The organism is Lutispora sp. QWL-02, from assembly GCF_058315355.1.
The window spans coordinates 576,394-591,170 of sequence record NZ_CM177762.1; the positions used below are offsets into that span (position 1 = coordinate 576,394).

The 14,777-nt window shown below is 39.6% G+C and carries 13 protein-coding genes; 9 read left to right on the forward strand and 4 right to left on the reverse strand.

Going from position 1 to position 14,777, the window contains the following annotated elements:
* Positions 1 to 79: 79 nt before the first annotated feature.
* The 4 genes from AC4HCY_RS02500 (at position 80) to AC4HCY_RS02515 (ending at position 2,836) form a co-directional block, all read left to right on the forward strand.
* A complete protein-coding gene (locus tag AC4HCY_RS02500) occupies positions 80 to 964 on the forward strand; it encodes a LysR family transcriptional regulator (RefSeq protein WP_323433378.1) in 885 nt (294 codons plus the stop codon).
* 117 nt (positions 965 to 1,081) lie between these two features.
* Entirely contained in the window at positions 1,082 to 1,285 is a 204-nt protein-coding gene (locus tag AC4HCY_RS02505; protein WP_491095322.1) for a cold-shock protein, read from the forward strand.
* 180 nt (positions 1,286 to 1,465) lie between these two features.
* Positions 1,466 to 2,002, forward strand: coding sequence for a hypothetical protein (locus AC4HCY_RS02510; RefSeq protein WP_491095323.1), 537 nt, complete (start codon positions 1,466 to 1,468; stop codon positions 2,000 to 2,002).
* Positions 2,003 to 2,080: 78 nt separating this feature from the next.
* Entirely contained in the window at positions 2,081 to 2,836 is a 756-nt protein-coding gene (locus AC4HCY_RS02515) for an exodeoxyribonuclease III (RefSeq protein ID WP_323433375.1), read from the forward strand.
* Here AC4HCY_RS02515 and AC4HCY_RS02520 read toward each other — a convergent pair.
* Positions 2,803 to 4,137 carry an MFS transporter gene (locus AC4HCY_RS02520; protein ID WP_491095324.1) on the reverse strand — a complete coding sequence of 445 codons (1,335 nt, stop codon included), beginning with the start codon at positions 4,135 to 4,137 and terminating at the stop codon, positions 2,803 to 2,805. The two genes, AC4HCY_RS02515 and AC4HCY_RS02520, sit on opposite strands and share 34 nt — an antisense overlap.
* 242 nt (positions 4,138 to 4,379) lie before the next feature.
* The gene (locus tag AC4HCY_RS02525; RefSeq protein ID WP_491095325.1) at positions 4,380 to 5,450 is read right to left on the reverse strand and encodes an ArsR/SmtB family transcription factor; all 1,071 of its coding nucleotides are present in this window, start codon (positions 5,448 to 5,450) and stop codon (positions 4,380 to 4,382) included.
* A gap of 372 nt (positions 5,451 to 5,822) precedes the next feature.
* Between AC4HCY_RS02525 and AC4HCY_RS02530 the strand changes: the two genes are divergently transcribed.
* Positions 5,823 to 7,421: an MASE3 domain-containing protein gene (locus AC4HCY_RS02530; protein ID WP_491095326.1), complete on the forward strand. Its 1,599-nt coding sequence runs from the start codon at positions 5,823 to 5,825 to the stop codon at positions 7,419 to 7,421.
* Between the two features lie 154 nt (positions 7,422 to 7,575).
* On the forward strand, positions 7,576 to 8,259 hold the full coding sequence (locus AC4HCY_RS02535) for a phosphoribosylaminoimidazolesuccinocarboxamide synthase (protein ID WP_323433371.1): 684 nt from the start codon (positions 7,576 to 7,578) through the stop codon (positions 8,257 to 8,259).
* 204 nt (positions 8,260 to 8,463) lie between these two features.
* Here AC4HCY_RS02535 and AC4HCY_RS02540 read toward each other — a convergent pair whose 3' ends face one another.
* Positions 8,464 to 10,212 (reverse strand): IS1634 family transposase, encoded by a 1,749-nt coding sequence (locus AC4HCY_RS02540; protein WP_491095327.1) that lies wholly within the window; start codon positions 10,210 to 10,212, stop codon positions 8,464 to 8,466.
* A gap of 363 nt (positions 10,213 to 10,575) precedes the next feature.
* Here AC4HCY_RS02540 and AC4HCY_RS02545 point away from each other — a divergent pair, with 363 nt between their 5' ends.
* The 3 genes from AC4HCY_RS02545 to AC4HCY_RS02555 all read left to right on the forward strand — a co-directional run bounded on the left by AC4HCY_RS02545 (position 10,576) and on the right by AC4HCY_RS02555 (position 12,280).
* A complete protein-coding gene (locus AC4HCY_RS02545; protein WP_323433370.1) occupies positions 10,576 to 11,193 on the forward strand; it encodes a 50S ribosomal protein L25 in 618 nt (205 codons plus the stop codon).
* 234 nt (positions 11,194 to 11,427) lie between these two features.
* Positions 11,428 to 12,117, forward strand: coding sequence for a 23S rRNA pseudouridine(2604) synthase RluF (rluF, locus tag AC4HCY_RS02550; RefSeq protein ID WP_491095328.1), 690 nt, complete (start codon positions 11,428 to 11,430; stop codon positions 12,115 to 12,117).
* A gap of 13 nt (positions 12,118 to 12,130) precedes the next feature.
* Positions 12,131 to 12,280: a hypothetical protein gene (locus AC4HCY_RS02555; protein ID WP_491095329.1), complete on the forward strand. Its 150-nt coding sequence runs from the start codon at positions 12,131 to 12,133 to the stop codon at positions 12,278 to 12,280.
* A 5-nt stretch (positions 12,281 to 12,285) separates the two neighbouring features.
* Here the strand turns inward: AC4HCY_RS02555 and AC4HCY_RS02560 are convergent, their stop codons facing one another.
* Entirely contained in the window at positions 12,286 to 14,646 is a 2,361-nt protein-coding gene (locus AC4HCY_RS02560) for an ATP-dependent DNA helicase (protein ID WP_491095330.1), read from the reverse strand.
* Positions 14,647 to 14,777 lie beyond the last annotated feature (131 nt).

The following is a 14,777-nucleotide window of genomic DNA, read 5'->3' on the forward strand; positions in this document are numbered from 1 at the left end:
ATTCTATACTTGTACTATATACTATTATATGATATAAGTAAAATAAATATCTTTTATAATAGATATAAGGAGAAATTATATCATGGTTAAGCTGGAGCTATACAAAATTTTTTGTGAGGTAGCAAAACAAAAAAGCCTTTCAAAGGCTGCATCCATCCTTTTTATGACTCAACCTGCCGTGAGCCAGTCTATAATGCAGCTGGAGAGGGAGCTGGGACTCAGGCTTTTTACACGGACCTCCAGGGGGGTAATACTTACAAATGAAGGCAGCATGCTTTTTGAGTATATAAACTCGGCCATCAACCTTATTTCCAAAGGGGAAGAAAAGCTGGATGAATGGAAGAATCTATCATCAGGAGAGCTGAAGATAGGCGTCGGAGATACTATTTCCCGCTATTTCCTCCTGCCTTATCTGGAGAAATTCCATAAGGCCTACTCTAATATAAAGCTTAAAATAATAAACAGCACCACTTTGGAGCTTTGTACATTGGTAAAATCGGGGGAAACCGATATCGCCATATGTAATTTGCCCATAGAAGATCCTGCCTTAGAGATTATAAAAGCCATGGACATACATGACATCTTTGTCTGCGGAGAAGCATACAGAGATAAGCTTTCCAAACCTATAAGCCTGGAGGAACTAAATCATTTCCCACTCATACTTCTGGAGCCGAAATCAAATTCACGAAGATATGTGGAACGGTATTTCCTGTCAAAGGGCGTAACTATAAAGCCTGAGATCGAGCTTGGCTCCCATGATTTATTGCTGGAATTCTCCAGGATAAACCTTGGCATATCCTGCGTGGTAAAGGAGTTTTCTCAGGAGTATTTGAAGAAAAAAATACTGTTTGAAGTAAGCTTAGAGGAAAGCATCCCAAAAAGGAACATAGGTATTTGCTTTTTAAAAAGCGTGTCCTTGTCTCCCACATCTGCAAAGTTTGTCCAAATCCTCAAAAATGTATAGTTTTTCAATCGACAGGATATTTTTTTCTGGTTGTGGTACAATATATATATAATAATAAACATCATTGATTTCAAAATCATGATGGCTAGAAGTGTTTTAATTATAGGAGGACGGTTCATGAAGGTAGGAACAGTAAAATGGTTTAATTCGGAGAAGGGTTACGGCTTTATAGAAGTTGAAGGCGAGAAGGATGTTTTCGTTCATTATAAAGCAATACAGAGCGATGATGCTCATAAGAACTTAACGGAAGGGGAAAAGGTGCAGTTCGAAATAGAACAAGGACCCAAAGGACCCCAAGCAGCTAATGTTGTTAAGATCTAAGATATAAATGACAAAAGCCACCTTCATGCAGGTGGCTTTTAGCTTTAAATTGCCTTCGGCGGCACTGCCATCTCCGGCTTTTGTAAGACTTGAATATGTGTTGTCAAGCGCGGAAATACAGCTGTTTAGGGGGTATGTCCGATTATAGGAGAAAAATAAAGTAAAAGGGAGACTATGGTGATGAAAAAGAATTATAAAATGAAGAAGACGATATCTATGAAGCAGTTTATTACTGAGTTTGGAGAGGATATGACCAAGCAAATGAAGAAAAAGCTGCTGGAGCTTTGGCCGAGGTGCATCCTGACTAGGGATGAAAAAAGCAATATTCTTGACTTAAAGCATGTAGAGCATATTCAGTATGATTGCAATTCCGGCGGCAAGGATGGCTCGGAGAAAGGGCGGAAGGAATACGCATACGGCCAATTTATAATAGATGACGGAGCTTTGTATTTTTCGGAAAAGTGTCTGGAAAGCGATACTGTCATGCAGATGCCGGCGGTAGAGGCAATATTTGACTCCTTAAATAGTGAAGAGATGTATTTTGATGATGGCGTCAGAGCTAAAAGAGTAGATGATGATAATATCGATTATGTTATAGACAGCATATTGAAAGTTTGCCCTGCCATGTCCCAGGCTCATCTGGACATTATTTCAAAATACTGTTCAACGGATGATTTCAACAACAAAAATACAAATATAAAAGATTATCATCTATAGCTTTAAATCATGAAGGGATTAATGTTATACTGAACCAGAGAAAATATATTTAAGACAAGCTTATTGTGGAGGAATTGTATGAAACTGATTTCTTGGAATGTAAATGGCCTCAGGGCCTGTGCGGGCAAGGGATTCCTGGAGTATTTCAGAGAGAAGGATGCGGATATCTTCTGCATTCAGGAGACAAAGCTGCAGCAGGGTCAGATAGTTCTGGATATTTCCGGGTATGAGCAATATTGGAATTATGCATTGAAAAAAGGCTATTCCGGTACGGCTGTTTTTACGAAGAAAAAGCCTTTAGATGTGAAGTATGGTATTGGAATGGACGAGCATGATCAGGAGGGACGAGCTATTACTCTGGAATATGAAAATTTCTATCTGGTTAACGCTTACATACCCAATTCCCAAAGAGAACTGGCAAGGCTTGATTACAGAATGAAATGGGAGGATGATTTCAGAAGCTACTTGATGGAGCTGGACAGGATAAAGCCCGTCATACTCTGCGGCGATCTGAATGTAGCCCACAAGGAAATAGACTTGAAGAATCCAAAATCCAACAGGAGGAATGCAGGCTTTACCGATGAGGAAAGGGAGAAGATGACCAAATTGCTGGATTCAGGCTTCATAGACTCATTCCGCTATTTTTACCCTGACAAAGAAGGAGCTTATTCTTGGTGGTCCTATATGGGCAATGCAAGAGCTAAAAACGTAGGATGGAGAATTGACTACTTTATTGTCTCTGAGAGATTAAAGGGAAACATGAAGGATGCAGAAATACACTCCCAGGTAATGGGCAGCGATCACTGTCCTGTAGTGCTGGAAATGTGCTTTTGATTGCACTCTGCTCTCTCGGAACAGTTATATCTTTTAGAAAAGGCAGCTAGCAGCATACCATGGGCGGTGATGTATAATATTGCCGCATAATAATAGGCATCGGCATAACCGCTGGTATTATTGAATAAATAGAGCTTTGTAAAAAGACCGGCAAATATTTGTGCAGTACTTTGCATCATGAATACCAGGCTTGCATATAAAGCCCAGGATTTTTTAGGCACAAGCTCCATGGTCAATGAATTGGTGACGGGAACGGCAGCATTGGCTAATCCAGCTCTGAAGAACAATGCTGTTCCAACTATCAATTCTACTTGACTTCCAAACCTATGTCCGTTTGCAAGAATGAGCATAAATGGCACAGAAGCCAGGCATAAAGCGGCTATGGCATATATCTGCCCTATTTTTTTCACAAGTTTGCCCGATGATGCCATAAATACTAATGCTGATAAATACTGCAGCGTTGCCAGCATTGATACAGCTGCTCTGTTTATACCTATTTTGGTCAGGTATACGGACACATAAGGAGCTATTAGAGAAGCGGCAAATCTGCTCAGTATTGTGTAAATAAGGAATAGGACAACATATTTGTTTAGAAGCTCCGGCAAACCGGAGCTTTGCTTTTCTTTTGCATGAGAAGCATGATCACCAACCGATTCTCTTATGCTGAATGCCGGGATAAGGATCAGAATTGAGGCTGCTGCAAAAACCATCATTACGATGCGATGCGCATCAATATAGCCGGAGTAATACCCAAAGCTGAAGGAGCTTATGTCTTGAGTCAATATTTTTGCTGCATTATATGGAATATTCAGCTTTTTTGAAAACAGAAGGACTATCATTGGTCCCCCTGCAAAGGTTCCTATTATTGTCCCAAGCACGCTGGCACAGGATGCTTTCGTCAGAAAAGAAGTCCGGCTTGCCGCTGCTGTATAGGTGGCTATATATGGGGATAGTATTACATCAAATAGTGTAATGCCTGTCATCAGCAAGAACAGGCAGGCGCTTATAAGCCATTGATTTTGAACGTAGGATATTGCTGCAAGGGAAGCCGATGTGACGATGGCCGCAAATATTATTATCCTTTTATAGCCGGCTTTGGGTGCCAATATGGCTATGGATGATGCTGCAAAGGTTGCAATCCCCATATAAGAAGCCATGCTCTTGGCGGTGTCCGGTGATACGGTCATGAGAAATGTGATCAAAGCATCAAATATCAGGCCGGTCATCATTCCTATGAATGCATATATGAGTATATAGATTACACAATTATCACGGTATCTCTTTTCAAATCTGTCCTGCATAATTTCCTCCAGCAATAAAATTGTCTATATAAGTTGCAATAAATACGTTACATAGCTTTTATATTGACTGATAACGATTGCTTATGCTCCGGCACTAAGACTTTGTAAGCTTGCATAGGGTTGCGTCAAAACTAACAAACTCTAAAGCCCTCCGCATTGAACGAGACTTCATTCAGTGCTGCACTCTTTTATCCGTTAATATAAGCTTACTGTCGTGAAATATTTAATGCGCTATATCTATTCTATGGCAGTAAAACTTCTTCAGCGTTTTTCAGCAGCTCTCTTACTATCTCTTTATCTAAGGAATAGTAGGCCCTGTTGTTTTTTCTCTCTATGCACAAAAGATTTAAGTCGGTCAGAGAGGTCAGGTGATAGGATACTGTAGGGGGCGTAAGCTCCAGGGCTGCTGCAAGCTCATATACATAATGAGGCTTCTTTCCGAGCAGCTCAACCATTTCAAACCTCTTCTTATCCGACAGCAGCTTTACAAATTTTTGAACCTTTGCTTTTGTGAACATTTTCCTGGGATATTGATCGGTATATATCCCCAGATTGACCCAGAGGGTATCGCTGTATGGCTTCATATGGAAAAGCCATGGCCTTATCTGCGTGAAGTAGCTTATATGGATTTTCATCCTTTCAAATTTAAAGCCTGAGAAATTGCCCAGAAACTCCTTGTCAAAATAATCCGGATCTTCATGCAGCAGGGTTTCATATTTCTCTTTTGCTGACCCTAATTTCATCAATATCTTATGCTCTACAGGCTTATAGCATTTCTCATAGAACTGCGTCATGAGAAGGTATAGCCTAGCCTTTATTTCCGATGGATTTTCCACACATTCCATGAGCTTTTCTTTATCTTCATCGGTTTTATCGTCCATATCAGAAATCAATTGCCTGATATTGCCGGTTATATGCTGGCAATCACTCCAGCAAACAAGACTCTGACTGGCATCGTTCTCGCTGTATAATGCCTGCCTGATTATATAGGAAAGCAACTCTTTATCACAGCTTTGCTCTATAAAACTTATCAAATCCTGCGTGGCTTTGATGCTTTCATTTTCCAATATAATTCTTCCCAATACATGCAGCATGTCCTGCCATTCAAAGAAATATAACAACTCATTGTTCATGTATTTAGAAAGCTTTGCTTTCATTTCTTCAATCAATAGCCGGAGCTCTTCGGAAGGGCTGAAATTAAAATCCAAGTAGAATTTATATAACGACTCCTCGTTTGCTGTAAAGTTGAGGGCATATATAAATTCTACCGGGGGATGAACTGTAAAAGCTACCTGTTCCTTTGAAAGCTTCATAATATCACCTCTCAAATTCATAAAACATACTCAAAGGATAGATGACTATCTAATATAATAATATATTTGACATACATAGAAGTCAATAGGATTCTATTGACTTAATTCAAATTATGGATGGATAACATCTATGTAAGAGAGAAAACCATTGAGATAAACGATGATTCACCGGTTCATTAATAGTTACGAATGGAAGCTATATAGCCGGCTATAAGGGTGAAAGAGGCAGAAAATCAAAAAACATATAGATAATATGAAAATTAGAGGATTTTACAAATTTATCTAGAATATATAAATACTTGGCGGCAATTGGTATACCAGTTATATTGCTTATTGATCATAATCCATAAGGAGAATTGGGGGTTAAATTATATGGACAAAAGGGAATGTCCATTTGTTCATTATATTTTTGTTCTTATTATTGGATTTATAATATCAGTCATTCTCTATTATACTTTATGGGAAAGCCATATTTATGCCATTCATACCTTCCTTGAGGCGGTGTGCTTATTCATAGGAGCATCTACATTTTTGATAGCATGGAATACGGCAGATAAAATGTTTAAAACAAACTATATCATAGGCTATGGATTTCTATCCGTGGCAATCTATGATGCTTATCATGCGTATCTATTTGTAAGCCAGTCACTTGCCCATGATATTTTTATGGATTTAAACATGAAATACTGGATACTGGGGAGGTTCTGCGAGGCAATCGTTTTATATCTGGTATCTCTAAATGCCTTGAATCTCAAGCTGAATAAATGGCTTGCTCTCACTATTGCCATGATCATCCCCTTTGGGACAGCGGCAATTATATATGAATTTCCCTGGGTTTTTCCTGCCATGATCACTGTTGAAGGCTCTACATTGGCCAAAGGAGCAATAGAATTCATCATTATATTGCTCATATTTTTGAGCATAGTAAATTTGAGTAAACACTTTGATCACGATTCGCCTGTGTCCTTCAGGCATTTTTACATGGCTCTTATCATAGCTATTCCTACCGAAATGATGTTTATAGCATTTTCATCGATTTATTCCTTCAATATTGTTTACGGGCATGTTCTTAGGGTATTTTATTACTACTATATATATAGGTCTGTGTTTGTGGCCTATGTAGAATACCCCTATGAAAAAATGCAGCTTGAAAAAATCAAGCTTGAGGAAGCATATAGGCAGCTGGAAGAAAGCAAGCATGAGATATTGAGGAGGCAGGATGTACTGATGCAGCAGGAGAAGCTTGCCTTGCTAGGGCAGATGGGAGCCGGCATAGTCCACGAGACCAAGAATTATCTCACTACCATAAAAGGCAGCTGCCAATTGATAAGCCTCTTGACAAAAGAGGAAGGAACGATCAAACATGCAAAGAAGATAAGCAAAAATGTGGACGAAATGGATCAGATCATAAGCAAGTTTTTGTTTATGGCAAGGCCCAGGGACACTGAGTTTACCGAGGTATCCATGTGTGATTTGCTTCAATCTTTGGAGGGCCTTATTTTGAGCACTTCTATTGTAAAAAAGGTTGATGTCTGCTTTGAAAACTCCAAGGAGGAAAGGTATCTGCTCTGCGATGAAGGCCAGATAAATCAAGTAATATTAAATCTATGCAAAAATGCTGTAGAAGCTATGGAAGGCATGCCAAGCGCTAAACTCACCATTGAAACAGGCTATGACGATGCGGCAAATGAAATGTACGTCAGTGTGATAGACAACGGAAAGGGTATCTCGGCCGCTGATCTGGTCAGAATAGGCACTCCATTTTTTACTACAAAAAGTATGGGTACAGGCTTGGGGCTCTATGTTTGCAATCATATCATAAAAGAGCATAAGGGAAGGCTTGAGGTGAGCAGTGAGTTAGGCTGCGGGACAACCTTCACTATAAAGCTTCCTTGTTTGATCGAGGAAGAGGAGGGTGAAGATGAGAAAGAATATACGAACAATATGCTGGAGATGTCCTGCAACATTTGATGAGGCATAAAGGTTTATAGCTTATAAATACAGGGAACAAGAATGATGAAGCAAATATGCTAAAAAACATTTAAAAATATATTTAAAAAAATGTTCGCATGTAGTATAATGTATATTAACAGTTTTCAAATTTATATAAAAGGAGCCATGTTGCATGAAGCTTGTTTATAAAGGAAAAACCAAGGATGTATTTCTTCTTGAAGATGGAAATTATTTGCTCAAATTTAAGGATGATATGACGGGTGAAAACGGGGTATTCGATCCTGGCTCAAATTCTGTAGGCTTGACTATGGAGGGAGCAGGGAGAGCGGGTCTTAGGCTGACCAAGATGTTTTTTGAGATATTAAATGAAAAGGGAATACCCACTCATTATGTGGATGCAGACATAGATGCGGCGACCATGACGGTAAAGCCTGCCGCATTATTCGGCAAGGGATTGGAAGTCATATGCAGGTATAGAGCTGTAGGGAGCTTTATGCGCCGATACGGCATGTATGCAAAGGAGGGTCAGGCTCTGGATGCCTTTGTAGAGGTGACGTTGAAGGATGATGATCGTCAGGATCCGCCTATCACTGAAGATGCCTTGGATATGCTGGGAATTCTTTCTCATGACGAATATAAGGTTTTGAAGGAGCTTACAAAGAAAATCGGAGCCATAGTAAAAGAAGAGCTGGAAAAACGCGGCATAGAGCTCTATGATATAAAATTTGAATTTGGCAGGATAGGAGAAGATAGGCATATCGCCTTGATAGATGAAATCTCCGGAGGCAATATGAGAGCCTTTAAGGATGGAAAGCATGTAGAACCTCTCGAATTGGAAAAATTGATGCTGGAGTAATGATCAATTTAACCCCTCAAGCTGTTTAAGCTTGGGGGTTTTTATTATATGGGGCGGGCATGATTTTATTGCCGGAATTAGCCTTATTATAATACATATGGTATAATCCCCTCTTTGACAGTTGAACAAAATAGAAATCCTGCAAAGCCTTGATACAAGGAATCTTGCAGGATTTAATATTGATGTAAAAAGTGCGTACTTTTTTTACTTTTTCGTATCTTTAAAAATTTTTTTCATCATATTTGTAGTAACAATCTGGTAGTCTGTTCGAAAATTAAAAGCATCATGAATAGCATCGGTAAAATCTGTTCTAGTGTAGGTTGGAACATACCCTTCGCCTTTAACTTCCAAAAAGCCCATATCTCTTAGCCCACTAATAATCTCATGGCATGTGTATTTTTCTTCGAGCTTCTTTTCAAGTAACCTGTAAATAATCAAAGATATAAAGCAAGTGGTGAAATGAGCTTCAATCCTGTCATCGTTTCTTAAGTACACAGGTCTTGCTTTGAATTCACTTTTCATAATTCTAAAGCATTCTTCAATTTCCCATCTTCTGTGATTTACTTTGATGATTTTAGATACATCATCCTCAAGGTTTGTACAAACTCCATAAAAACCATCGAAGGCTTCTTCTTTCTCTATGAGTGAAGAATCAATGCTATAGATCTCTTTTGCTGCGACTTCTCCATCCGGGGTATAGCTTGTTTTATGTATAAACCTTTTATAATCGTTAGGGTTGCATTTCTTGATTTTTATTGGGTTTGTATCTATAACCTTTCGGGCACGTTCTATTTGAGAACTACGAATTTTACGATGATAATCCCTATATCTAATAGAATAAGTTACAATCAGTCTTTGTTCAAAGCCATTTTCTTTGATCCAACGTTCCTTGTAAAAGACTGCAGCTTTTATTTTTGCTTTATCTTCAGTAGTAGCTTTATTTATCATCTCATCAAGCTTAGAAATGGCATAGGTTTTTTCGCTACCCGGGAGTTTCCAGCCATCTGGGTCAAGAGCCCATTTTTTTAGGTGTTCTTTTAATTTTTTTATAGACTGTGTTGTAATAAAGGCACGATCATCCTTGCTGTTAAACTTTCGATTATCTTCAGAAGCCAGTCCTGCATCGGTGCAGATGATAAATTTAGAAAGCTCAAAGTCAGAAATAATTTTCTTTTCCAATGGCTTCAAAGTCAACTGTTCATTCATATTTCCTCTGTTGATGCTAAACGCTAGAGGAATACCATCTCCATCCATAAATAAACCCATCTGAATGATTGGATTAGGCTTATGATCTTTAGAAGGGCCATATTGCTTATCTCCATCCTCTTGTTCAATTTCGAAAAAGTAATTGGTGCAATCATAGTAAAGTATACCGGTATTTCTTTTTGAAACTTTCAGGCTGTTTTCGTATAAACAAGATTGAATAAAATCAGTCTCCTTGGCGAGTACTTCAAGAGCTCGGTATATTTGATGCAAGTCAAAATTCGGCTGTTCAATAAACCTTTTAGAAAGCGCATAAGTTGCGAGTTTTGAAGAAGGGAAGATAACTCTGCCGTAGATTAATCTGGAAAGAATTGAATCCAGGTCAAAACCAAATTTATATTTTTGGGAAATATACTTGCAAATCTTATTAAGCTTTAGTTCATGATATATTTTTTGCAGGAATAGATACCCGCCGTTGAAGGAACGTTGTTCGCCTTTCGAAATAATTTTAGACTGTTCGAAAGGAACAAGTATTTTTCGTGTTTGTTCCTTTTCTTCTTCATTTAACCTTTTTATATATTCTTTAGCCCACTCATATGGATCTGCACCATTAAGTTTTTCTCTGAGTTCAATTTCGGTTCCAAGTTTCTCTACAATCTTGGAGGAATTTGATTGAGTTTTGCTATTATAAACAGATTTAATCACATAAAGTGAAGCCGCATTTTTAGATTTGGTTACCTTAAGTCTCATTTAAAATATCGCCCCCTTATCTTATATTATAACACAGTGCTATAAAGTGCGATATAATAAAATGAGAAAATTGACAAAAAAATAAGCCTGTTTCAGGGCTTTTAAGCATTTTTTCTTTATTCAACTGTCAAAGATCCGATTTTATTGCCGGAATTAGCCTTATTATAATACATATGGTATAATAGGATAAACTAGTGAAAGGCTATGTATAACTCGTATCAACCGGTTTCTTTTAGAAATCCTTATCCTGTGGCTGCCATGCATTATTCGGCCATAGGTTGAACGAGACTTCATCCAGAGGGGGATTCAACTCTTACTGGATGTTAGTTCAGTGATAAAATTTATGAAAAGGGAGGCGTTTATATGAGAACAGCTAAGCTAGAAGTTTTTGAAAGAGATCAAAAAGGATATAAAGTAAGACAGGAGCAGTTTGTGCCTGGCGTTATCTACGGAAAGGAGGTTGAGGCAGCCTCGGTCAAGTTCAGAAAAAAGGATGTAGATAGGCTGATAAAGGAATCCGGCAGCCGGGCAAAGCTAACAGTAATCCTGAATGAAAAGGAGAGCTTCGGTTTCATAAAGGATACCGCAAGAGATGTGCTTACAGGGGATTTGATGCATATGGATATCCAGGTTGTAAATAAAGACTCTGAAATAAGCCACAGCGTACCTCTGGTATTTAAGGGCACTGATGCATTGATATACAATCGGTTGATCCTGCAAATCAATGCAAATGAAATCCAGCTTACAGGAAAGGCAAAGCTCATTCCCGATGTGATAGAAGTGGATGTAAGCAATGCCAAAAGCGGTGATACCATACTGCTGACCGATATTGATCTGCCTGATACCGTGACATGTGCCAATATGGACGATATTCCTTTAGCTGTAGTTACAGCAGCCAAAATAGATGAAGCTGATGAAAAAACCGATGATGTCGAATCCAATAGCGAAGGCGCTCCCGCAGAAGCAATGGAAAACGCTTAACACCGTGGGAAAAAAGTTTATCTATATATAAGGCATTAAATAATTTATAGAGGTAAGCTTATATAATTGGCATTTTTAATACTGAAGTATTTGGTGCAGATATTATGGTATAATATTAGGGAGGCGCATTTGTAATGCGGCTCCCTTAAAATATGCATAAACGACGGAAGGAAAGCGCTGGTGGGAAGGGGGCCTATAGATGATCAGACAAGGGAAAGGTGAAAATAATCATATATGAGAATAAATAAGTATATAGCCGAAAGCGGAGCCTGCTCGCGGCGGGAAGCAGATAAACTTATAGAGGAAAAAAGAGTCACCATAAATGGCAGGGTCTGCGAACTGGGAACAGTTGTGGAGCCCGGTGATTTGGTATATATAGACGGAAGACCTGTAGGCTCAAAGAGAAAGAAGGTCTATATTGCATTGAATAAGCCTGTTGGCATAGAATGCACCACGGATCGCCGCGTTGCAGATAATATAGTGGACTTTGTAGATCATCCCCAGCGGGTTTTTCCCATCGGAAGGCTGGATAAGGATTCTGAAGGCCTTATTCTTATGACAAATGACGGAGATATAGTGAACAAAATATTGAGGGCCGAGAATAATCATGAGAAGGAATACATAGTAACCGTCAACAAGCCTGTAAAGGATGATTTTCTGCAGGGCATGACTGAGGGTGTCGAGATACTTGGAAGAAAGACAAAGCCTTGCAAGATATATTCTGTAGACAAAACTACCTTCCGCATAATACTCACTCAAGGCTTGAACCGCCAAATACGCCGCATGTGTGAAGCTTTTGGCTACAAAGTGCTGAAGCTTAAGCGCATACGCATTATGAACATCAGATTAGGTCTGCTGAAAACAGGACACTGGAGAAACATAACCAAGAATGAAATGGATGAGCTGAAGAAGCTTACCAGGTAAAGGAGGATCTCCAATGGATAAAGAGACTTTATCTAATATGGCAGATGAAGTTGTGAAAGAAGAAAATAGTTTTATAATGAAAACAGAAACAGGAGAGCTGAGCCAGGATATAACAGAAATAAAAAGGATGGAAGGGGAAAAAAGACTTTTGGAGTGGCAGTGATTGAGCTAACTCCAAAAGTCTTTTAAAATTTCCGGCAAACAGCTTTCGTTGACTCTGGTGTGGGGAAACCATTCCCTGGGGAAAAGCTTCTGATAGTCCCAGCGTGAGAATCTTTCATCCAGCAGGAGTATGACTCCTCTGTCGGTTTCCGAACGGATCAATCTGCCAGCGGCCTGCATCACCTTATTCATGCCCGGATACATGTAGGAATACTCGAAGCCCTTGTGATTCTTGTTATCGTAGTAGTCCTTTATGATATCCCTCTCAAGGCAGAGCTGAGGCAGTCCCACCCCTACAATAACAACTCCTATGAGCCTATCGTCTCTCAGGTCTATTCCCTCCGAATAAACTCCTCCCAATACGCAGAATCCTATATTATGAGCCTTGGGCTCAGGCTGGAAAAACTCCATGAAAAGTTCTTTTTCCTCTTCTGTCATGCCGGGAGATTGAATCTTGACATTGAACCCCGGATATTTGGTCATAAACTCCTCATAAACATTCTCCATATACTTATAGGAAGGAAAGAATACCATATAGTTGCCTGTTTTGCTTTCTACGGTACTGTACAAATAGTCCGCTATCCTGCTGTAGCTTGTATCCCTTTTTGTATAGCGGGTTGCTACATTGTCCCCTATTAAAAGGCATCTGTTCGTTATATCAAAGGGAGATTGGAGATATATGGCTTTGCTGTTTTCTCCGCCGCCCAATATTTCCAGAAAATAATCCATGGGCAGAAGGGTGGCGGAAAAGAAAACTGCAGCTCGGCCTTTTTTCAGGACCTGGCTTATGAGCAGGGAAGGGTCATGGCAAAAAAGCTTCAGCCTCACATCATTGCTGAACCTTTCGATATAAGTTACATAATGCTCATCATAGTTTTCGGATATCTTCAGAAGATTCAGCACGCCAAAATACAAGGACATGAACTCCTCGTCCTTATGGCTGTCTTCGTTCATAGCCAGGTATTTGTCAGCCTTTATGACAAAGGAGTTCAGCAGATGGTATAGATCCTTGTCCTCTTCCCGGCTTACAAAGTGACTTTCATCCTCAAGCTTCTTCTTCAATTCGATGAAATATTTATTTATGCTGCTGCATGCAGTATGCAACTCTTTGTTTTTATCCTTCATCTGCTTTTTAAGCTCAAGGAAATCTTTTTTGTGAAGCTCTGCAGAATACATTTCTCTTGCTCTGTCCACCAGATTATGGGCTTCATCGATGAGGAAGGTGAAATCGGACTTCTTATCCATGAAAAATCTCTTCAAGCTTGCGTTGGGATCGAAGAGATAATTATAATCGCATATTACGCAATCCGCCCAAATAGCCAAATCCAGGGAATATTCAAAAGGGCAGACCCTATGCTTTTCTGCGTAAAGGAGCAGCTTTTCCCGATCCATTTGGGTTTCATTGCGCAGCATATCCATTAAGGCTTCGTTTATCCTGTCAAAATGGCCTTTTGCATACTCGCAATATCTCGGATTGCACTCCCTTACCTCCTTGAAGCAGATCTTATCCTTTGCCGTTATAGTGATGGAGATAAATTGCAGGCCTTTATCTCTCATGCGCTGAAAGGCTTCCTCCGCTACTCTTTGAGTAGTGGTTTTTGCGGTGAGATAAAATATTTTAGAGGTCTTTCCTTCACCCATGGCCTTTACCGCCGGGAAGACAGAGGATATTGTCTTGCCTATTCCTGTGGGTGCCTGGGCAAAAAGTATATTTTCATCCCTTATAGCTCTATAAACGGCTGCAGCCATCTCTCTTTGGCCTTTCCTGTACTGAGGAAAAGGAAACTGCAGATCCTTGATGGATTGATCCCGGCAGGATATCCATGAGCTGCTGTAATCAGCCCAAACGCAATATTTCTTGACCAGATCATCGAAGAAATCTTTAAGCTCTGATATATCAAAGCTCCTTCTAAGCTTCTTGGTCTCATCCGTATCCAGCTGTATGTACGTCAATTGTATGGTGAGGCTCTCTAAGCCGTTTTCCTCGCCGTATATATACCCATAGCACATGGCCTGAGCCCAATGCCTGAAATCGTAATCCTCATTCACCAGCTCAAGGGGCAAGGTCACAGACTTTATTTCATCTATTATTACATCATCATCTTCAATGAGGATGCCATCGGCTCTGCCTTCTATGACCAGGCTGTAAGCATCAAATTCTATGGTTTTTTTCAGCGGCACTTCCGCCCTATAATCATCACCGTAGGATTTCTGCAGCCTTCTGTGGGCTTTGCTTCCTTCCAGAGCTCTATCCATGCTCACAAATCCGGATTCTATATCCCCTGAGCGGAGCACAAACTCTACCAGATTGCGGACAGATAATCTCAGAAGCATTCGTGACGGTTCTTTTTGCTTCTCGTCTTTCATATCATCACCACAGGTTATATTATAACACTACAATCAAAATGGTGGAACCAAATGGAACATTTAAATAATAAGAGAAAATATTGGAGAGGCGGGTAAAAGTTTGTAGAATAATTTATGGACTTTAGTCTGTT